Annotated in this window: 13 protein-coding genes; 1 reads left to right on the forward strand and 12 read right to left on the reverse strand. The window is 68.0% G+C overall.

Annotated features, from left to right (window positions below; all coding sequences use genetic code 11):
• Positions 1–35: 35 nt before the first annotated feature.
• The 12 genes from ACNUDN_RS26125 to glf all read right to left on the reverse strand — a co-directional run bounded on the left by ACNUDN_RS26125 (position 36) and on the right by glf (position 19927).
• On the reverse strand, positions 36–1586 hold the full coding sequence (locus tag ACNUDN_RS26125; protein ID WP_419124590.1) for an acyl-CoA carboxylase subunit beta: 1551 nt from the start codon (positions 1584–1586) through the stop codon (positions 36–38).
• The gene (pks13, locus tag ACNUDN_RS26130; RefSeq protein WP_431960920.1) at positions 1583–7228 is read right to left on the reverse strand and encodes a polyketide synthase Pks13; all 5646 of its coding nucleotides are present in this window, start codon (positions 7226–7228) and stop codon (positions 1583–1585) included. Before pks13 ends, ACNUDN_RS26125 begins: the two co-directional genes overlap by 4 nt.
• A gap of 55 nt (positions 7229–7283) precedes the next feature.
• A complete protein-coding gene (fadD32, locus tag ACNUDN_RS26135) occupies positions 7284–9173 on the reverse strand; it encodes a long-chain-fatty-acid--AMP ligase FadD32 (protein ID WP_419124592.1) in 1890 nt (629 codons plus the stop codon).
• Positions 9174–9348: 175 nt separating this feature from the next.
• Positions 9349–10356 carry a carboxylesterase Culp6 gene (gene culp6, locus ACNUDN_RS26140; protein ID WP_419124593.1) on the reverse strand — a complete coding sequence of 336 codons (1008 nt, stop codon included), beginning with the start codon at positions 10354–10356 and terminating at the stop codon, positions 9349–9351.
• Between the two features lie 64 nt (positions 10357–10420).
• Positions 10421–10876 carry a DUF732 domain-containing protein gene (locus tag ACNUDN_RS26145; protein WP_431961197.1) on the reverse strand — a complete coding sequence of 152 codons (456 nt, stop codon included), beginning with the start codon at positions 10874–10876 and terminating at the stop codon, positions 10421–10423.
• A 68-nt stretch (positions 10877–10944) separates the two neighbouring features.
• Positions 10945–11850: an esterase family protein gene (locus ACNUDN_RS26150; protein ID WP_419124595.1), complete on the reverse strand. Its 906-nt coding sequence runs from the start codon at positions 11848–11850 to the stop codon at positions 10945–10947.
• Positions 11851–12006: 156 nt separating this feature from the next.
• Positions 12007–13068: an esterase family protein gene (locus tag ACNUDN_RS26155; RefSeq protein WP_419124596.1), complete on the reverse strand. Its 1062-nt coding sequence runs from the start codon at positions 13066–13068 to the stop codon at positions 12007–12009.
• 243 nt (positions 13069–13311) lie between these two features.
• Positions 13312–15282: a terminal beta-(1->2)-arabinofuranosyltransferase gene (aftB, locus tag ACNUDN_RS26160; protein WP_419124597.1), complete on the reverse strand. Its 1971-nt coding sequence runs from the start codon at positions 15280–15282 to the stop codon at positions 13312–13314.
• Positions 15260–16207, reverse strand: coding sequence for a decaprenyl-phosphate phosphoribosyltransferase (locus ACNUDN_RS26165; RefSeq protein WP_419124598.1), 948 nt, complete (start codon positions 16205–16207; stop codon positions 15260–15262). The genes aftB and ACNUDN_RS26165 overlap by 23 nt, the downstream gene beginning before the upstream one ends.
• On the reverse strand, positions 16204–16743 hold the full coding sequence (locus ACNUDN_RS26170; protein WP_419124599.1) for a phosphatase PAP2 family protein: 540 nt from the start codon (positions 16741–16743) through the stop codon (positions 16204–16206). Before ACNUDN_RS26170 ends, ACNUDN_RS26165 begins: the two co-directional genes overlap by 4 nt.
• Positions 16736–18673: a glycosyltransferase gene (locus ACNUDN_RS26175; protein WP_419124600.1), complete on the reverse strand. Its 1938-nt coding sequence runs from the start codon at positions 18671–18673 to the stop codon at positions 16736–16738. Before ACNUDN_RS26175 ends, ACNUDN_RS26170 begins: the two co-directional genes overlap by 8 nt.
• A gap of 12 nt (positions 18674–18685) precedes the next feature.
• Positions 18686–19927 carry a UDP-galactopyranose mutase gene (gene glf / locus ACNUDN_RS26180; RefSeq protein ID WP_419124601.1) on the reverse strand — a complete coding sequence of 414 codons (1242 nt, stop codon included), beginning with the start codon at positions 19925–19927 and terminating at the stop codon, positions 18686–18688.
• A gap of 162 nt (positions 19928–20089) precedes the next feature.
• On the opposite strand from glf, the gene ACNUDN_RS26185 reads away from it, so the two are divergent.
• Positions 20090–21052: a hypothetical protein gene (locus tag ACNUDN_RS26185; RefSeq protein ID WP_419124602.1), complete on the forward strand. Its 963-nt coding sequence runs from the start codon at positions 20090–20092 to the stop codon at positions 21050–21052.
• Positions 21053–21131: the final 79 nt, after the last annotated feature.

The following is a 21131-nucleotide window of genomic DNA, read 5'->3' on the forward strand; positions in this document are numbered from 1 at the left end:
TCCAACCGCACCTCCATCCGACCCCGCCCGCCGACCTAGATCGGGGTCAGGCCGTGTTTGCGCTGCACGCGGTTGATCTGCTTGTCGCGCAGCAGATGCATGCACTTGCGCAGCAACAGCCTGGTCTCGTGGGGCTCGATCACACCGTCGATGAACCCGCGCTCGGCGGCGATCCACGGGGTGGCCAGATTGGTGTTGTAGCCCTCGATGAAGTCGGCGCGGATCTTCTGCACCTCGGGCGCGGTCGGATCCGGGAACCGTTTGACCAACAATTGGGCTGCACCTTCGGCGCCGATCACCGCGATACGGGCGGTCGGCCAAGCGAAGTTGAAGTCCGCGGTCAGCTGTTTGGAGCCCATCACCGCGTACGCACCGCCGTAGGACTTGCGGATCGTGATGGTGACCTTCGGGATGTCGGCCTCGACGACCGCATTGAGGAAGCGGCCACCGCGCTTGATGATGCCGCCCTTCTCCTGCTGCACACCCGGCATGAAGCCCGGGGTGTCGACGACGAAGACCAGCGGGGTGTTGAACGAGTCGCAGAACCGGACGAACCGGGCGGCCTTGTCGGAGGCTTCGTTGTCGATCGCACCCGACATGTACATGGGCTGGTTGGCAATCACGCCGACCGGGCGGCCGTCGACGCGGGCGAAAGCGGTGATGATCGCCGGACCGGACTGCTCGCCGACCTGGAAGACGTCGCCGTCGTCGAAGATCCGCAGCAGGATCTCCATCATGTCGTAGGCCTGGTTGTCCGAGTCCGGGACGATCGCGTCGAGCTCGAGGTCGTGCGGGGTGACCTCGGGTTCCAGACCGGGGTTGACGATCGGCGGATCGTCGAACGTGTTGCCGGGCAGAAAGCTCAGGTAGTCGCGCACGTACTGGAACGCCGCGGCCTCGGATTCGACGACCTGGTGGATGTTGCCGTAGCGGGCCTGGGCTTCGGCGCCGCCCAGTTCGTCGAGGGTGACGTCCTCGCCGGTGACATCCTTGATCACATCGGGGCCGGTGACGAACATGTAGCCCTGGTCGCGCACCGCGATCACGAGATCGGTCTGGATCGGGGAGTACACCGCGCCGCCGGCGCACTTGCCGAAGATCAGCGAGATCTCGGGCACCAGGCCACGCAGCAGCTCGTGGCGGCGACCCAGTTCGGCGTACCAGGCCAGCGAGGTCGCGGTGTCCTGGATGCGGGCACCCGCGGAGTCGTTGATGCCGATGATCGGGCAGCCGACCATCGCGACCCACTCCATTAGACGGGCGACCTTGCGGCCGAACATCTCGCCGACCGAACCCTGGAACACCGTCTGGTCGTGGCTGAACACCCCGACGGGACGGCCGTTGATGGTGCCGTGGCCGGTGACCACCCCGTCTCCGTAGAGCGCGTCGGGATCACCGGGCGTCTTGGCCAGCGCACCGATCTCCAGGAAGCTGCCCGGGTCCAGCAGCGCATGGATCCGGGCCCGCGCGCTCGGGATGCCCTTCTTCTCCCGCTTGGCGACCGCCTTCTCACCGCCGGGTTCCTTGGCCAGTTCCAGCTTCTCGCGAAGCTCGGCCAACAGTTCGGCGGTGGTTCTCTCGGTCACTTGCCCTCGCTCTCAGCTGTGCCCACGGTGCTCGTCGCGTCCGCCGCTTCGATGGCGTTGATCGCCGCGCTCAGATGGGCCCCGACTTTTGCAATGTACGGCTCGTCGATCGCCTGGATGTGTTCGCCCCCGATCGGCACGACTTCCAGATCCTCGACGAATTCGCCCCAGCCGCCGTCGGGTTGACGGATGGCATAGCGGGGTTCGAAGAAGATCGCGTCGTCGTGGTAGCGATCGGCCATGTAGAGGGTCACGTGCCCGTCGTAGGGCTGGATCTGGGCGGTCTCCAGCAGCCGGTTGTCCAGGTAGGACGTGCGTTGGTGCTCGATGATGCCGCCGGGGATGTCGACCCCGCTCTGCTTGACCGCGTCGAGGACGAACCGGACCTGACCCTCGTCGTCGAGCCCTTCGAGCTCTTCGTAGGGGATGGCCGGGATCTCCACGTTGAATGTGCGCTGGGCGAACAGCGCGTAGCGGTCCCAGCGCGCCCGGGTCTCCTCCTTGGTCTGCGGCACCTCCTCGCCGGGGCGCACCATGTCGATCAAGCCGACGAACCTGACGTCGGCACCGGCACGCTTGAGCCCGATCGCGCAGGCGTAGGCCAACGCCCCGCCCAGCGACCAGCCGACCAGGATGTACGGACCCTTGCCCTGGATCTCCATCAGCTTCGGCAGGTACTCGGCGGCCCGTTCCTCGACCGACCCCTCGACCCGCTCGAAGCCGTACATCGGGGTGTCGGCCGGCAGCCGCTTGAGCAGCGGCTCGTAGACGACGGTGCTGCCTCCGGCCGGATGGAACACGAACACCGGGATCCGGGTGGATCCCTCCGGCCGGGGCCGGAGGGTGCGGACGAACCCGTCGAGCTCGCCGGCGTCCATCACGTCTCGGACCGCTGTCGCCAGGTCCTGGACGGTGCGGGCGGACCTGACCTGATCGACCGTGATGACGCCGTCGGCGCGTTCGGAGAGCCGGCCGGCGATCTTGTCGGCCACGTCGTCGGTGATCGAGGGCAATTCGTTGAAGACGCCCCCCGGTGACTTGCCGGTGACGATCGCCCAGGTGGCGAAGGTCACCCGCTCCGCGGCGTCCCGCGGCGGTACGTCGGCGCCCAGCGCCTCGGTGACCGCTTCCTGGGTGAGCACCTTCGCGGCCAGGCCGGCCGCTGACGAGCGCTCGCGCGAGGAACCATCAGACCCTGACGAGCGCTCGCGCGAGGAACCATCAGACCCTGACGAGCGCTCGCGCGAGGAACCATCAGACCCTGACGAGCGCTCGCGCGAGGAACCATCAGACCCTGACGAGCGCTCGCCGCTGGGACCCGACGGATCGCTCGGCGGCGCGGGGATCGCACCGCTGGGACCCGACGGATCACTCGGCGGGGCGGGGATATCCGCGCCGGGGACCTGTTGGGCCTCGACCGCGTCGGTGGCCAGAGCCTGAACATCGGCGGTCTGCGCGTCGGCGATCGGGTGCCCGGCCTCGGCCAGCTTTGCCTCCAGCTCGGCGACCGTGCTGGCACCGCCCATCAGTTCGGCCTGCTCGGCGGCGATCTCCTCGGCCGTCTTGCCCTTCTGTGTCTCCGCGAGCTGGTCGACCTCGTCGCGATGCTCGACTGCGTAGGCGATCAGCTTCTCCACGGCGTACAGGTTGGCGTCGCGGACCGCGGTCAGTTGAATCGGCGGCAGGTCGAAGTCGTACTCCACCCGGTTCTTGATGCGCACCGCCATCAGGGAGTCCAGTCCGAGTTCGATCAGCGGCACCTCCCATGGCAGGTCCTCGGGCTCGTAGCCCATCGCCGCGCCGACGATCGTGCCGAGGCGCTGGCCGATGGTCTCCCCGGTATCCGGCGACCACTTCGCGAAACCCGCGGCCAGACCGGCGCCGGCGGTGAGGTTGTCCTGCAGGATCGCCGCGTCCTCTTCAGGCTCGTCCAGCGGCTCAGGGGTTGCGGGCGAGGCGATCTCGACCACCGCGCCGGTGCCGACGACGGTCGGCAGTGCGGACTTTTGTCCGCCCCGGGTGACGATGGCGTCGTAGACGAGGGTGAACGACTCGGCCCCGTCGTCGGAGCGGGCGTGCACCTGCACGCCGGCACCGCCCGGGTGCCGCGTCAGGGTGGTCACCAGTCGCGACCCGTCGGCCGGCACCGCGCGCTGTTCGGATGCGGTGATCTTGGCGTCCGGAAGCACTACGGCTGCAGCCGCTTTGACCAGCGCGGCCAGAGCGCGGGCATCCACCGCGCCGCGGGCGCGGTACTCCCACACGTGCCGGCCGTCGGGGGTGGCGACGTGATTGCCCGGCATGACCGTCGAACTGTCACCGGTGAAGTTGACCGCCAGCCAGTGCGGCTTGCGCTTGAACCGGGTGGGCGGGATGTCGGCGTAGTCGGTCGCCGGGTCCACCGGCCGGTCCGACGGCAGCGGGAACAGCGTCCGAAAATCCAGGTCGTGGCCGTGCACGAACAGGCTCGCCATCGCCGTGGTCATCGAGTCGACCTCGTCCTGCTTGCGAGCCAGCGTCGGGATCAGTTGTGCGTCATGCAGTCCCGCCACAGCGGTGGTCAGCCCGACCTGCATCAGCGCCACCGGGTTGGGCGCCAGCTCCAGGAAGGTGGTGTGTCCGTTGTCGACGGCGTTGCGGATGCCGTGCGTGAAGTACACGCTGTGCCGCAATCCCTTCTTCCAGTAGTCGACGTCGTGGATCGGGTCCGAGCCGGCGCGGATCAGCTTGCCCTCGTGCACCGTCGAGTAGTAGGGCACTTGCAGCGGATGGGCCTGGATGCCTTGCAGTTCCGCGGCGAGCTCACCGAGCAGCGGATCCATCTGCGAGGTGTGGCTGGCGCCCTTGGTCTGGAACTTGCGGGCGAACTTGCCCTCCGATTCGGCACGGGCGATGATCGCGTCCACCTGGTCGGGCGGGCCGCCGATCACCGTCTGGCTCGGTGCGGCGTAGACGCACACCTCAAGGTTGTTGAAGGCTTCATCCTGCCCGAAGACCGATACGATCTCCTCGGCCGAGTACTCCACCAGCGCCATCAGCCGGATGTACTCGCCGAACAGCATCGCCTCACCCTCACCCATCAGGTGGGAGCGCGAGCAGATGGTGCGGGTGGCATCCTCCAGCGACAGCCCGCCGGCGAAGTACGCCGCGGCGGCCTCTCCGAGCGACTGTCCTACCACCGCACCGGGTTTCGCGCCGTGCGCCTTGAGCAGCTCGCCGAGCGCGACCTGGATCGCGAAGATGACCAGCTGCACCTTCTCGATCGGGAGCTCGGTGGTCTCGTCGGTGTAGTCGACGGCGTCATCGAGGATGAGCTCGACGATCGAGTGTCCGCGCTCGTCCTGGATGAGGCTGTCGACCCTGTCGATCCACTCGGCGAACGTGGCGTCGCGCAGGTACAGACTCTTGGCCATCTTGCGGTGCTGCGCACCGAAACCGGCCAGCACCCAGACCGGACCGTTGGTGACCGGACCGTCGGCGCTGATCACGATCGGGTTCGGCTTGCCCTCGGCGATCGAGCGCAACCCTTTGACCGCCTCGTCGTGGTCATGGGCCAGCACCACCGCGCGGGACCGACCGTGATTGCGACGCGACAATGAGCGACCGATCGACTCCAGCGAGGCTGCCCGGCCTTCGGGACTGTCGATCCAGTCCGCCAGCTCGGCGGCCGTGGCCCGCTTGCGGGAGGTCAGGAATCCTGAAACCGCTAGTGGTACAACAGGTTTGTGCGGCTCGGCGGCTGGATCGTCCGCGGCGGCGGCCAGCTCCTCGCGGGCGAGTTCCAGCAGCCGCAACGCCTCGTCGGTCAGACCGGGCAGTTCCGGCTCGTCCTCGCCCACCCTGCCGTAGAACTCGTCGTCGCCCCGGGCATCGTTGTCGTCCCGGGCATCGTCGTCGTCCTCGACGAACTCGCCGTACTCGTCCATCCGGACGCCACCGACATACACCGCCTTGGCGTCGTCGTTGGCCGGGGTGACCACCGCAACCTCGGGCTCGGGTGCCGGCTCGACCAGATCGGTGGGCAACACCTCGCGCACCACCAGATGCGCGTTCGCGCCGCCGAATCCGAAGCCGGACACCCCCGCGACGGCATGCCCGCTGTAGCGGGGCCAGTCGGTGACCGTGTCGGCGACCTGGATGTGTTCCTTCTCGAAATCGATGTACGGGTTGGGTCCGGTGTAGTTGATCGACGGCGGAATCTTGCCGTGGTGCAGGGCCAACGCCACCTTGGCCAGGCTGGCCGCACCCGCGGCCGACTCCAGGTGGCCGATGTTGGATTTCACCGCCCCGAGCAACGCCGGCCGGTCGGCGGGGCGGCCGCGGCCGATGACCCGGCCCAGCGCGTCGGCTTCGATCGGGTCGCCGAGGATGGTGCCGGTGCCGTGCGCCTCCACATAGTCCACCGCGCGCGGGTTGATACCGGCGTCCTTGTATGCCTTGCGCAGCACCGCTTCCTGCGCGTCGGGGTTGGGTGCGAGCATCCCGTTGGACCGACCGTCGTGGTTGACCGCGCCACCGGCGATGACCGCCATGATCTGATCACCGTCGCGGCGGGCGTCCTCGAGCCGCTTGAGCACGATCATGCCCCCGCCTTCGGAGCGCGCGTAACCGTCGGCGTCCTTGGAGAACGACTTGATCCGGCCGTCCGGTGCGAGTACCCCGCCGACCTCGTCGAAGCCGAGCGTCACCAGCGGAGTGATCAGCGCGTTGACACCACCGGCCACCACCACGTCGGCGTCCCCGGCGCGCAGCGCCTTGATCCCCTCGTGGACGGCGACCAGCGACGACGAACACGCCGTGTCGATCGCCATCGACGGGCCACGGAAATCGTAGAAGTAGGACACCCGGTTGGCGATGACCGCACTGGAGTTACCGGTGATCGCATAGGGGTGCGCCACGGCCGGGTCGGCCACCGACATGAACATGTAGTCGTTGACCGAGCTGCCGATGAAGACACCGACACTCTCACCCCGCAGGCTGGACGCCGGAATTCTGGCGTGTTCCAGGGCTTCCCAGGTGAGTTCGAGCGCCATCCGCTGTTGCGGGTCGATGTTGTCGGCTTCCATCTTCGACAGCGCGAAGAACTCGGCGTCGAAACCTTTGATGTCGGACAGATAGCCACCGCGGGTGCGCGCCTTGGCGACCCGCTCGGCGATGCGCGGCTCGCTGAGGAACTCCGACCACCGCCCCTCGGGCAGGTCGGTGATGGCGTCGCGGCCCTCCAGCAGCGCCTGCCACATCTCGGCGGGGGTGTTCATATCGCCGGGGAACCGGGTTCCGACACCGACGATCGCGATGTTGGTGACACCCTCGTCGACCTCGCGGGACCAATCCTCGGCGTCGAGCGCCTCGGTGTCCTCTTCGGGTTCGCCCTCGATGATCACCGTCGCCAGCGACTCGATGGTGGGGTGCCGGAAGGCCACCGTGGCGGTGAGCGTCACCCCGGTCAGGTCCTCGATGTCGCTGGCCATGGCGACGGCGTCGCGCGAGGACAGCCCGAGCTCCACCAACGGGGCCGACTCATTGACCGAGTCCGGTGCCTGGCCGGTGGCGTTGCCGACCCAGTTGCGCAGCCATTCACGCATCTCGGCAACGGTCATGTCCGGACCGGGCCGGCTCGAATCGTCTTGTGCTTGCGCCATGTTCACATAACCTCACGATCGCGTGGCGACCGGCGTGGCCGCGGAATTTTGGGCGTCAGTCCGTTTCGTCCGGGAACGCATTGGCCACCTTGCCGCTGCGCAGGCTGCCGTCGAGGTAGGCCGAGCGGCAGGCCCGGCGGCCGATCTTGCCGCTGGAGGTCCGCGGGATCGCACCGGCCGGGGTGAGCAGCACGTCACGAACCGTCACACCGTGGCGGACCGCGATCGCGGCCCGGATGTCGTCGGCGATCGGCGCCATGTCCAGCTTGTGCGCGCCGGGAGCCCGCTCCCCGACGATCACCAACTGCTCGGAGGTGTCGTCGGGGTCGCGCTTGAGACCGGAATGCGTGTCGGCGAACACCTCGTCGGGCAGCTGGTTGGCCGGTACCGAGAACGCGGCGACGAAGCCGGTTCGAAGCGCCTTGGTCGCCTCCTGCGCCGAGTACTCCAGGTCCTGCGGGTAATGGTTGCGGCCGTCGATGATCACCAGATCCTTGGTGCGGCCGGTGATGAAGAGCTCACCGTCGTAGTACGCGCCGAGATCGCCGGTGCGCACCCAGGTCGCTTCGTCGGTCGCACCCTGAGCATGCGACGGTGTGGTGCGCGACTTGAGCGTGTTGTGGAACGTCTCACGGGTCTCGTCGGATTTGTTCCAGTAACCGGTACCCATGTTCTGGCCGCTGATCCACACCTCGCCGATCTGCCCGTCGGGCAGCTCGGAGGCCGTCTCGGCATCGACGATCACAGCCCATTCGGCCACACCGATCTTGCCGGCGCCCGCCTGGGCGACCGCCTTGGGCGAATCCTCGGGCACCACGACGAAACGGTGCCGGTTGAGCTCGTCGCGGTCGACGTGCACGATTCGCGGCTCGGCGTCCATCGGTGTGGTCGACACGAACAGCGTCGCCTCGGCCAGACCGTAGGACGGTTTGATCGCCTGCGGTTTGAACCCGAAGGGGCCGAACGCCTCGTTGAATCGGTGCACGGTCGCCGCCGAGATCGGCTCGCTGCCGTTGAGGATGCACTTGATGTTGGAGAGATCGATCGCCGCTTCGTCCTCTTTGGGTACACCGCGCGCTGCGGCATGGTCGAACGCGAAGTTCGGCGCCACCGAGATGGTGCCGCCGGTGTCGCCCTCCTTGCGCGCCATCTCGCGGATCCACCGTCCGGGCCGGCGCACGAACGCCGCCGGGGTCATGAAGGTGATGTAGTGGCCGAGCATCGGCGACAGCAGCACCGTGATCAGGCCCATGTCATGGAAGAACGGCAACCACGAGACGCCGCGGTCACCCTCCTGGCCGTCGAGCGCCTCGATCACCTGCACGACGTTGGTGGCCAGATTGAGGTGGGTGATCTGCACGCCGGTCGGGATGCGCGTCGAACCCGAGGTGTACTGCAGGTAGGCGATGGTGTCGTGCTGCACGTCGACCTGCTCCCAGGTGGCGCCGACCTCGTCGGGCACCGCGTCGACGGCGATCACCCGCGGACGCTGGTTGGCCGGGCGGGTCCGGAAGAACTTGCGCACCCCCTCGGCGGCCGCGGTCGTGGTCAGGATCGCCGACGGGCTGCAGTCGTCCAACACGGCGTGCAAGCGGCCGACGTGACCGGGCTCGTTGGGGTCGAACAGCGGCACGGCGATGCGCCCGGAGTACAGGGTGCCGAAGAACGCCACCAGGTATTCCAGGTTCTGCGGGCACAGGATCGCGACCCGGTCACCCGGCGCGGTCACCTGCTGCAGCCGGGCCCCGACCGCGCGGTTGCGGGCGCCGAAATGCGCCCAGTTCAGATCGCGGGCCACCCCGTCGCGTTCGGTGGAGAAGTCGATGAAGCGGTAGGCCAGCTTGTCCCCACGCACCTTCGCCCATCGCTCGACGTGCTTGACCAGGCTCCCGTTGTCGGGGAATTTGATCAGTCCGTCCTTGATGAACGGGTTGTGGAAGGCCATTCGTCACTCCAATCGAGCGGGATCACTGTCCCGAAACCCCGGGCATCTTATCGGGAAAATGGCTGCCCGCCCGTCAGCCACCAGCATCCACTCTTAGATTTTCCTTAAACTCACCTTATGCTAGGCGACCTGCGCGGCCCTGGACAAATCAGCGCAGAATCGATCCGGTCACAGGTCAGCCATGTTTGGGCTGCGGCGCGTTGTCCACCAGACCCTGCGCCCAATTCAGTGTCCACCCCGTCGCCGGCAACCCGTCGAGGGTCCAGAAATCCGGGGTGGCGTACATCGCGTGCACCGGCTGGCCCGCTCCGCCGGCGAGCACCTCCAGCGTTTTGGGCAGCGCCGTGATGTTGAACGCCGACTCCGGCGCCGCGCAGATCAGGTCACCGCGGGCACAGATCTCGTAGGTCCGATCGTTGAGCGCGCCGAACCCGCCCGGCCGCGGCCCGGACATCGTCAGCCCCAGCGCCGACAACGTCGGGACCTCGTGCAGCGTGATCTCCGCACCCTGTCCGGGAGGGTTCGGGCCGATGTCCTGACCCACCCCGGGTTGCCTGCGGCCGTCGGCGATCAACGTCGCCCCGAGCACCAGATCCTGGTCCACCGGGCCGCGGCCGTTGCCGATGTCGGAGGCGATGTCCCCGGCGATGACCGCACCCTGGGAGAACCCGACCAGCACGTAGCTGGTCAGCGGGCAGCGATCGTTCATGTCCGTCATCGCCTGCACCGCGGCGCGGGTGCCCTCGGCCCGGCTGTCGTTGTAGGACATCTGCCGGTCCGCCGAGAGCGGATTGTGGAACTGCGCGGTGTAGGGAACGGTGAACACCTCGAGCCGGTCCGCGCCGAACTGGGCGCGGAGCGGGTTGGTGACGTTGAGCAGCAGCGCCGCCGGGAACTGCACCGGGTTGAACGGATCCAGGTGCACCGAGGACTCCCAGGTGCCCGGGATCGAGATCAGCTGAACATCCGGGCAGCTGGCGTCCTGGAACTCCGGCCGCGGCTTCGACGTCGGCGGCACCGCGGTCGGCGGCACCGCGGACGGGGGCACCGCGGTCGGCGGTGCGTCGGGCCTGCGCAGCACCACGACGACGATCGCCACGACGAGCACCACGACTAGTCCCACCGCGCCGGCGGCGAACAGCGCCAGCAGGCGGTGGCGTTTCCGCCGGTTGGTCTTGGCCATGCTCAGGTACTCCTGTGCTCACTGTGTGCGGGTCTCGACAAGGGTGCGGGGACGGTGATCGCCCTCAGCAGAGTCGCTCGGACGCGATCCGAATGTAGTCGGCGGTGACCGTGGCGACCTCACCTGCCGGCGGTGACTCCGCCATCGCTCCGTCGCGACCGTCGGCGTCTTTGACATCGTCGCGCACGAGCGGGGCGACGAAATCCCATACCGCCTGCTCGTCGTGCCTGGCCGCGCGGGCTTGGCAGACGTAGGAGCCGATGCTCAGCGCCGAGAGGTCGCTTGCCGGTGTGACACCGGCACCGTGCAACGCGTCCAGGTAATCCTGCTGACGGGGCGTGACGACGAGGGCGTCGGAACCCGCCGGGGAGTTGCCGGGACCGGGCGATTCGGCGGTCGACCGGCCGTGCGGTGACGCGGTCTCCATCTCCGAGCCCATGCCCGCGATGATGTCGCCGCCCGCTGAGCAGCCGGTCAGCCAGGTGGCCGGGAGGGCGACCAGCGCCGAGATCCCCGCCATTCCCGCCAGCGCCGAGCGTGAGCCGTATTGCACGACTCCAAGGTACCGGGCGGGCGAACGACTTCCGGTTAGCGAATCGTCGCGACGAGTTCGCCGGTCATCGCGGCGAGCTGGCCGCTCCAGGAACCCCAGTCGTGGTTACCCGAGGTGGGGAAGTCGAAGTGGCCGTTCCCCCCGCCGATGGCCCGGTAGTGCTGGTAGAAGGTGCGGTTGCTGCCCTGGGCCTGGTCGCAATAGCCGATCATCGCGGGCACGTCCGTGCACGTGGTGGTGGCCGGACTGTAGATCCACAGCCGGGTGTTGTTGTCGACCAGCAGCTGGGCGTGCACGTCGGGGTCGTGCCATTTCCACCGGCCGAACTGTGGCGGACCCCACATGTTCAGGGTGTCGGCGTTGCCGAATCGGGCCATCCCGGCGGTGATCGCGCCGTTGAGTGCCGTCGCCGACGGGGTCAGGAAGCCTGACAGCGACCCGGCGAACCGGTAACGGTCCGGGTGGAAGGTGGCCATCGTCAGCGCGCCGGTGCCGCCCTGCGAAGCGCCGACGATCGCGTGACCGTTCGGTGCCAGACCCTTGTTGGCGGCCAGCCAGTTCGGCAACTCGTCGGCCAGGAAGGTCTCCCACTGCTTGCTGCCGTCCTGCTCCCAGTTGGTGTACAGACTCCAGGCACCCCCGGCGGGCGCGGCGACCGAGATGCCCAGCCCGGACAGGGTGTTCATGGCGTTGCCCGCGGTGACCCAGTTACTGACGTCGGGAGCGGCGTTGAAGGCGTCGAGCAGGACAACGGCGTGCGGTCCGCCCCCCTGGAACGCAACCGGGATCGACCTGCCCATCGCCGCCGAGGGAACCATCAGCATCTCCACGCCCTGGGCGTTGGCGACCGGTGCGGTCACCCCGCCGAACGCCGCCACCCCGCCGAACATCGCCGCTACGGCGACCGCCGCGGCCGTGATCGCTCGAAACAACGCGTGCATCTGCCACCTCATCTTTCGCGCGAGCCCGCACCCTGTGTCCGGCCTACCCCCGCAGTAGTGAATCACATCACCACAACGGGTTGGGCGCTAAAACGATCGACGGCGGTGATCCCCACAGAGGATCACCGCCGTCAATTTTCAGGCTTGCCGAAATTGCTAGCCAGCCGCGTCGGCGGCCACTGCTTCGGCGGGCACCGCCGGTGCCGACGGCTGCGGAACCGCACCGAGCACCCGCTGGATGTCCGGCTTCATCTGCTGCAGCTGCTGTCCCCAGTAGGGCCAGTCGTGGGTGCCGCCCGCCGGGAAGTTGAACACGCCATTCTTGCCACCCGCCGCGATGTACTCGTCCTGGAAGGTCCTGTTGGTGCGCAGCGTGAGGCTCTCCAGGAACTTCGCCGGCAAGTTGTCGCCCGCGACGTTGCCGTTGACCTCGGCCGGCTTGCCGTTGCCCGCGTAGACCCAGATGCGGGTGTTGTTGGCGACCAACTTGCCGATGTTGACCATCGGGTCGTTGCGCTTCCAGGCGCTGCTCTCGTCCTCGGTGCGACCCCACATGTCGTTGGCCTTGTAGCCGCCCGCGTCACCCATCGAGATGTTGATCAGGAACGGCCACCACCCCTCGGACGGGTTCAGGTAGCCCGACAGCGACGCCGCATACTGGAACTGCTGCGGGTGGTAGATCGCCAGCGTCAGCGCGGCCGAGCCGGCCATCGACAGACCGACGGCCGCGTTGCGGTTCGGGTCCACACCCTTGTTGGCGGCCAGGTAGGCCGGCAGCTCCTGGGTCAGGAACGTCTCCCACTTGTAGGTCTGGCAGCCGGCCTTACCGCAGGCCGGGCTGTACCAGTCGCTGTAGAAGCTGGACTGTCCGCCGACGGGCATGATCACCGCGAGGCCGGAGTCCAGGTACCACTCGAAGGCCGCGGTGTTGATGTCCCAGCCGTTGAAGTCGTCCTGCGCGCGCAGACCGTCGAGCAGGTACAGGCCGGGCGCGTTCGGGCCCCCGCTCTGGAACTGAACCTTGATGTCGCGGCCCATCCCGGCCGACGGCACCATCAGGTACTCCACCGGCAGACCCGGACGTGAGAACGCACCGGCAGTCGCCGAGCCGCCCACTGCACTGACCAGCCCCGGCAGCATGACCGCCGCGAGCGCGGCCGCCGCGAAACGGCGACCCAACTTACTTACCACTCTGGGGAAGGCCCCAACGAGCTTCATGCTTGTGTATTTCCCATCTGTCGTAAAGCAGCAGCGGGCCGCCCGTGATCAACGGACGGTCCCCGAAACCGGCCACTTGCCCGTGTAGTCAACCACACCTTTGTGGTGATCTCTCTTTCCGCGAGCGCGGGCGCTGCGGACGTGTGGGGCCCGCGCGGGACCCCGTCACATGCCTTATCTGACCGACATGGCTGCAGCGTTACGTAAGCAGAAAACCCTTCCGTCCGACAAATCGGCTGACTGTCACGGCCCGGTCGGGGGCAGCCCGGTGTAGGCCGGCTTGACCGGCTCGGGCACCGGCAAACCGCACCGGTGCAGCTCGTAGAGCGGCACCCGGTCCATGCGGTAGCGGGTGAACTCCGCCGCGTGCCGGAGATTCGACAGGAAGCGCCGCGGCCCCATCGGTGCCCGGATCGCCTCGAGCACCCGCTCGGTCGCGGGACACCTCAGCGCCGCCCCCGCCTGCCGGATCCAGTCCTCGTCCAGATAGGTCGGGATGTAGGGCGGCTCCTTGAGGAACGGCCCTTCAGCCACCGCCCAGTCCGGGAAGAGATTCTTGTCGTGGCCGATCCGGCCGTCCTCCAGCCGGGCGGTGTGCGCCGCCAACGGGTTGGCCAACCCGATCTGGTCGATCACCCGGACGTCGAGACCGACGTTCATGCCCAACATCCCGAGGTTGGTGAAAAACACCGTATGGGGCCCGCGGTAGTCCGGCGGTGCGTCCGGTGGCGGCGGGTAGGCCGGCACCACATCCCACATGTCGTAGTTGCCCGACGGCAACAGCAGCGCCCCGTCGGGGGTGTTCTCGATCGCGGTGAGCACCGCGCGCATCCTCGGATAGTCGAGGTAGTCGGCCGCGGTCAGCGGGTGGGCGTGCCCGGTCGCCTGGGCATAGAAGCGCCGCTCGTCGACGATTCCGGTGTACGTCACACGCGTGGCATCGGCGCCCATACCCGGCGAATTGGCTGCCCATAACGCCCAACCCGCCACCGCCAGCCACAGCAGGCTGGTGGCGCCGGCGTACAGATACCCTGCGCCACGGGCCATCCGGCGCGCGTCGGGCAGCATCAACGGGATCACCGAGACCGGTGCCAGCAGACAGAACAACGGCGTCAGCAGCACCCGGCCATGCATGAAGTCACCACCCTGCCGGACCCAGTACACCGCCTGCAGAACGCCGCTGACAAGCATGAAAAGCACTACTGCAGAAGGGCTTTGGATCAACCGTCGCAACCGGGCCGGATCCGCGACCGCGCGGCGCTCGACTCGCGCCGGCCGGCCGCGCAGCAGCATCACCATGACCGCCAACCCGATCAGCAACACTGCGGGCGCCCACAGCAGATAGGGCTGATTGAAGTTCGCCAGATAGATGAACCCTTGCTGCCACTTGGCCCCCGAGGCATCCTTGGCCAGCGCGGTGCCGGGCACCAGAAGCCCGTAATAGCCCATCCGGAAGATCTGGTACGCGATCGGAAGCAGCCCGCCCGCGACGACGATCAACGCCCGCGCGCGCCAGGTCTTCGCCGCGAACAGCATCATCACCAGCGCCAGGCCACCGATCAGGGCCAGCTCGGGGCGCACCAGCACCGACAGCCCGGCGACGAAGGCCAGTGTCAGGTCAAAGCCGCGTGACGTCGCGTTGCGGCGTTGCGACCACGCCACCATCATCCACCACAGCAGGCCGAGATAGGCCAGCACCAAACCGTTTTCGAGCCCGGAGGTGGCGAAGTCCCGCGCCGGGGGCACCGCGATGTAGACCAACGCGCCGGTCGGCAGCAGCACCGCCCGGCGCCCTGTGAGGGTAGGCGCGTACAGCCGTGCGGTACCGAGCATCACCAGGACGACACCGAGCACACTGAGCGCCAGGGCCAAGGTCAGGGCCACGTACTCCAGCCGTGCGGGACCGGCGACGACTCCGCCCAGATAGGTCAGGTACGACCACACCGTGGACGTGTTCGCCTCCACCCGCTCACCGGCGTTGAAGACCGGCCCGTTGCCCGCCAACAGGTTGCGCACGGTGCGCAGCACGATCAAGCCGTCGTCGGCGATCCACCGGCGCTGCCAGGCACCCCAACCGAAGAGCACGGCCACCAAGGTGACCCCGAACCACAGGCTCAGGCGCGCCGAGGCGTCATACGGGAAGGCCGGCCAGCCGGCCGTGCGACGGCCCGCACCCCGACCGGATGACCGGTCAGCTGAGGATGACTGCGGCACCGACGGTTCCCATCCACGCCAGCGCCAGCAGCTGGAGCACCCGGTCCTTCAATGCGATCTCCTCGGGCTCACCGGCCAGGCCGCCGTCGACGTCGACGGCGTAGCGCAGGATGGCGACCGTGAACGGAATCATCGAGACCACGAACCAGGAGGTGCCGCCCGTCGCGTCGCGTTCGAACGCCCACAGCCCGTAACACAGGACGAGCGCGGTGGCCGACAGCGTCCAGACGAAACGCAGATACGAGCTGGTGTAGCTCTCCAGCGATTTGCGGATCTTGGCGCCGGTCCGCTCGGCCAACTGCAGTTCGGCATAGCGCTTACCGGCGGCCATGAACAGCGACCCGAACGCCATCGTCAACAGGAACCACTGCGACAGCGGCACATCCGCGGCCACGCCACCGGCGATGGCCCGGATCAGGAAGCCCGACGAAACGATGCAGATGTCGATGACCGGCTGATGTTTGAGGCCGAAGCAGTAGGCCAGCTGCACGGTGATGTAGACCGCCATGACCAGCGCGAGATTCGGGGTGACCAGCCACGAAACCGCCAACGACACCGCGCCGAGAACCGTGGCCAGCACATAGGCGAAGGTCTGGGGCACCACCCCGGCGGCGATGGGACGGAACCGCTTGGTGGGGTGGGCGCGGTCGGCTTCGACATCGCGGGCGTCGTTGACCAGGTACACCGACGACGCGGCCAGGCTGAACACCACGAAGGCCAGCACCACGTGCACCAGCAGCGACACGTAGTCTTCGCGCAGACGCGCGACGAAGCTGGCATCGGCCAGCGCGGCCACCGGTGCCGCGAACACCAGGACGTTCTTCACCCACTGACGGGGGCGCAGCGCCTTGACCACACCCGCGGCGAAGTTCCGCGGCGGACCCGCGGCCGAACCTGTCTGCTGTCCCACCTCGGACGTGCTCATCGCGGTGCCCTCCTGTCCCGGTCGCCGATCCCGGCCTCCAGCGCGGCGACGGTTTTCCCGACGACCGCCCCGACCGCCACGCCGGCGAGGACGTCACTGGGATAGTGCACGCCCAGAACCAGACGCGACAACGCCATCGGCGGAACCAGCAGCAGCGGCAGCGGCAGACCGGTGGGCCGCGCCAGCAGGACGGCCGCAGCCGTGGTCGATGTCGCATGCGCGGACGGGAAACTCAGCCGGCTCGGGGTGCCCACATTGACCGCGATGGCCCGATGATGGGGCCGTTGTCGGCGTACCACCCGCTTGATGACGACGGCGGCGGCGTGGGCGGCGAAGGCACCGACACCCGCCGCCACGTACTCGCGGCGCCGACGGGAATCCAGCAGCGCCCCGACCCCGGCGGCTGCGAGCCAGCCGAGGCTGTGCTCGCCGAAATGCGAGAGGCCGCGCGCCGCGGGCAGCACTCCGGGGCGCTGCGCCAGTGCATGCTGGACGGCCACCAGCACGGCGTCCTCGCCGCGCGGCGCGTCAGCCATCACCCGGCTCATCGAGCAGGACCGACTCCCATTTCTGCGTGCTGGTCAGCATCGGCAGAGCGGCGCGGTAGATCTTGCGCATGCGGTTGAATTTCCGGGCCAGCACGGCTTGCCGTTTCAGCGACTCGCGCAGCAGCTCGAACATCTTGTCGCGGTCACGCTGCCGGTAGACCACCCCGCGTCCGTCGGCGGTGGTCACGGTGACGCCGTCGACCCGGCACAGCGAGAACCAGCGGGCGTCCTGCGTCGCGACGTTGACCTGGGGCCGGCGATGGTGCTCGGGATCGTGCCGGGTGAGCTGGTGGGCGACGCCGCGGCTGAGGCGCAGCGCGATCGCGACCGTGTTGGTCGGGATCTCCACCTTCTTGCGCCATTTCATGTCCGACGGTGCCGGCAGCGTGGTCGCACTGGGCAACACCACCGCGTCCGGGAAATCCTGGCGCATTCTGCGCACCTCGGGAAGCGCCGACTCCAGTATCGAGAACAGGTGCTCCGGCCCGGCCAGGAAGTCGTCCATCGCCTTGTTCTGGATCGCGACGGTCGAATATTCAAGGCAGAGAAGATGCTTGAGCGTAGCCTTGAGATGGCTCTTGAGCAGGCCGCGGACGTCGCCGTCCCAGTGCAGCGCCGCGACCACCAAGCGGTTGCGCAGGTGGAAGTAGGCCTGCCAGTCGATCGCGTCGTCCTTGTCGCTCCACGCCATGTGCCAGATCGCCGCGCCGGGCAGTGTGACGGTCGGATAGCCGTGCTCGCCGGCGCGTAATCCGTAGTCGGCGTCGTCCCACTTGATGAACAGCGGCAGCGGCTGGCCGAGCTCCTCGGCGACCTGCCGCGGGATCATGCACATCCACCAGCCGTTGTAGTCGACGTCGATGCGGCGGTGCAGCAGCCTGCTGCGGAACTCGTCCTCGTCGTTGAGCGGATACCGGGCGAAGTTGTGGTCGTACTCGGTGTTGACGGCGTTGGTCCACATGAAGTTCCCGCGGTCCACCATCTCGCCCATGACGTGCAGATGGCTGGGCTCCTGCAGGTTGAGCATCTGCCCACCGACGAGCGTGGGAACCTTGGCGAACCGGTTCATCGCCAACGCGCGCAGAATCGAGTCGGGCTCGACTCGGATGTCGTCGTCCATGAACAGGATCTGTTCGCAGTCGGTGTTCTTGAGCGCCTCGTACATCACCCGGCTGTAGCCGCCCGAACCGCCGAGGTTGGGCTGGTTGTGCACCGAGAGCCGATTGCCCAGCGCGGCGGCCGCCGCGGTGAAGCCCGGATGGTCCCTGGCCTTGCTGGTGCCCTGGTCGGACACGATCACCGCGCTGATGACCTCGTCGACGAGCGGATCCGAGGTCAGCGCGGTCAGCGCGTTGACGCAGTCGGCGGGCCGGTTGAAGGTCGGGATTCCGACCGCGACATTGGCCCGGCCGGGCGCCGGGATCGGCGCGTACCAGCCCGCGTGGTGCAGAGTCGACGTCGCGTCGGTGGTGATGTCGAACCAGATCCAGCCACCGTCCTCGAACGGGGACAGGTCGATCTCGAACTCGGCGATCGCCGGTGTGCCGTCCTCGCCACCGGCCACCGGGGCGCCGCCGACGGTGATCCGGGCGCCGGTGGCCTTGGAGCGGTAGACGTCGACCCGCGCGCTACCGGTGAGCTCGACCCGCAGGACCACCGACTCCAGGATCGACCAGCGCCGCCAGTAGCTGGCCGGGAACGCGTTGAAGTAGGTGGCGAAGGACACCTCGGACTCCGCACCGATCTCCAGCGTGGTGCGCGACGGAGCGTGCGCACGGCGGGAGTTGGTGCTCGATTCCTCTATATAGAGCTTGCGGACGTCGAGCGGCTCCCCGGGTCGGGGCAGGATGATGCGGGCCAGGGGGCTCACCGCCCGTGACGGCCCGGCCTCCAGGGCGCCGGACGGGATGTCACTCAACGGTGTCTCTTTTCATCGGGTGTTGCTTTCTGTGTCGGGCTCGGCCAGCGGCGCACCGTCGCGGAGATGCGGCGCGAGGGTGTTGTCGTACATGTTCAGCGCGCTGGCGATCGCCATGTGCATGTCCAGATACTGATAGGTGCCGAGCCGGCCACCGAACAGCACCTTCGATGACGCCGTCTCCGCCCTGGCCCGCTCCCGGTAGGCGGCGAGCACCGTGCGGTCGGCATCGGTGTTGATCGGATAGTAGGGCTCGTCGTCGTTCTCGGCGAACCGCGAGTATTCGCGCATGATCACCGTCTTGTCCGTCGGGTAGGCCCGTTCGGGGTGAAAGTGCCGGAATTCGTGAATCCGGGTGTACGGCACGTCGGCGTCGTTGTAGTTCATCACGGGCGTGCCCTGGAAGTCGCCGGTCGGCAGGACTTCGAGCTCGAAGTCCAGCGTGCGCCAGCCCAGCCGGCCTTCGGCGTAGTCGAAGTAGCGGTCCAGCGGGCCGGTGTAGACCACCGGTGCGGCCGGGTTGGCCGCGCGCAGCTGCGCACCGACGTCGAACCAGTCGGTGTCCAGCCGCACCTCGATGCGGTCGTCGGCGGCCATGTTCTCCAACCACCGGGTGTATCCGTCGACCGGCAGCCCTTCGTAGGTGTCGTTGAAGTAGCGGTTGTCGAAGGTGTACCGCACCGGCAGGCGGGTGATGTTGCTCGCCGGCAGCTGGGTGGGATCGGTCTGCCACTGTTTGGCGGTGTAGTGCTTGACGAACGCCTCGTAGAGCGGGCGGCCGATCAGTGAGATGGCCTTCTCTTCGAAGTTCGCGGCCTCGATCGCCGAGATTTCGCTTGACTGCTCCTTGATGAGAGCGCGGGCTTCGTCGGGGGTGAAATAGCGCCCGAAGAACTGGCTGACCAGGCCCAGGCCCATCGGGAACTGGTAGGCCTGGCCGTTGTGCAGCGCGAAGACCCGGTGTTGGTAACCGGTGAACTCGGTGAATTGCCGGACGTAGTCCCAGACCCGCTTGTTGCTGGTGTGGAAAAGGTGTGCACCGTACTTGTGGATCTCGATACCGGTCTGTGGTTCGGCCTCGGAGTACGCGTTGCCGCCGATGTGCGCACGGCGTTCCACCACGAGCACACGCTTGCCCAGCTGGGTGGCCGCCCGCTCGGCGATGGTGAGGCCGAAGAACCCGGAGCCGACGACGAACAGGTCGAATCCGTCGGCCTGCGGGTCCGTTGCGACCCGGGGATCAGGGGAGTTCATCGGCAGCAAGGGTATCCGACCGCCCCGGGCTCACCGGAGGTGGCGCAGCGACGCAGGTCGCAATTCGCTCACGATTCTGTCTCGTCACTCTAGACACAGCTGTCACGTCAGTACCATCAGTCACGTACGTCAGTACTAATCCATGTATTGAGGAGACTTTCCGTGCCGAACCGACGCCGACGCAGGCTCTCGACAGCCTTGAGCACAGTCGCGGCTCTGGCAGTCGCGAGTCCAGTTGCAGTTCTTGCCGTTTCAGAGTTGTCCGCGAACACCGCCCCCGATGGCGGGCCCGAACATCGCGAATTCGTCCAGGCCGCGTTGATCACCGACCTTCCCGGTGAGTTGATGTCCGCCCTCTCGCAGGGTCTTTCCCAGTTCGGCATCAACCTGCCCCCGCTGCCGACCGGGCTGCTCACCGGCACCGGGGCCGCGACCCCCACCGTGCTGTCACCGGGGCTCGGAGTGCCGAGCCTGGCTTCACCGGGTCTGGCGACGCCCGGGCTGACCGTGCCGTCGCTGACCGATCCCGGCCTGGCAAATCCGGCGCTGACCAGCCCCGGTCTGACCAGTCCGACCGGAGTGGCACCCAGCCTGACCGATCCGGCCCTGGCCTCGCCCGGCCTGACCACACCGTCGTTGACCGATCCGGCCCTGGCCTCCCCCGGCCTGACCACACCCTCGCTGCCCTCGCTGACCGATCCGGCGCTGGGAGCCTCCGGTCTGACCACACCTGGCCTGTCCACCCCGCCCGCGTTGACCGATCCCGCACTCGGGGTGGCACCGATCTCCACCGCGGGTCTGCCGGCGGTGGGCGAGGTGCCGATCTCGGCGCCGATCGGACTCGATCCCGCCCTCGGGACCTATCCGATCCTCGGCGACCCGTCGCTGGCCATGACCCAGCCGGTCGCGTCCTCCAGCGGCGGCCTGCTCGGCGATCTCACCAGTGCGGCGAACTCGCTGGGCGCCGGCGAGGCCATCGACCTGCTCAAGGGGGTCCTGATGCCGGCCATCATGTCTGCGGTCAAGCCGCCGGCCGCGGCCGCTCCGGTGGCTGCCGAAGCCGCAGTCGCCCCGGCTGAAGCCGCACTCGGCGCCGCCGAAGCGGCGATCGAGCCGGGAGCCTGACCCGCACCCCAGTCCCGCCACGGAACGGCACCGCAGAAGCGCCCCGCGCTCTGCGGTGCCGTTGCGCGTGCCGAACCAC

The sequence above is a fragment of the Mycobacterium sp. smrl_JER01 genome, assembly GCF_048513595.2.
GTDB lineage: Bacteria > Actinomycetota > Actinomycetes > Mycobacteriales > Mycobacteriaceae > Mycobacterium.

Excerpts from the sequence above, each read along its gene's own strand:
- pks13 (WP_431960920.1), bottom strand. The coding sequence starts at position 7,228 with ATGGCGCAAGCACAAGACGATTCGAGCCGGCCCGGTCCGGACATGACC.
- fadD32 (WP_419124592.1), bottom strand. The coding sequence starts at position 9,173 with ATGGCCTTCCACAACCCGTTCATCAAGGACGGACTGATCAAATTCCCC.
- culp6 (WP_419124593.1), bottom strand. The coding sequence starts at position 10,356 with ATGGCCAAGACCAACCGGCGGAAACGCCACCGCCTGCTGGCGCTGTTC.
- ACNUDN_RS26145 (WP_431961197.1), bottom strand. The coding sequence starts at position 10,876 with ATGGCGGGGATCTCGGCGCTGGTCGCCCTCCCGGCCACCTGGCTGACC.
- ACNUDN_RS26150 (WP_419124595.1), bottom strand. The coding sequence starts at position 11,850 with ATGCACGCGTTGTTTCGAGCGATCACGGCCGCGGCGGTCGCCGTAGCG.
- ACNUDN_RS26155 (WP_419124596.1), bottom strand. The coding sequence starts at position 13,068 with ATGAAGCTCGTTGGGGCCTTCCCCAGAGTGGTAAGTAAGTTGGGTCGC.
- ACNUDN_RS26165 (WP_419124598.1), bottom strand. The coding sequence starts at position 16,207 with ATGAGCACGTCCGAGGTGGGACAGCAGACAGGTTCGGCCGCGGGTCCG.
- ACNUDN_RS26170 (WP_419124599.1), bottom strand. The coding sequence starts at position 16,743 with ATGGCTGACGCGCCGCGCGGCGAGGACGCCGTGCTGGTGGCCGTCCAG.
- glf (WP_419124601.1), bottom strand. The coding sequence starts at position 19,927 with ATGAACTCCCCTGATCCCCGGGTCGCAACGGACCCGCAGGCCGACGGA.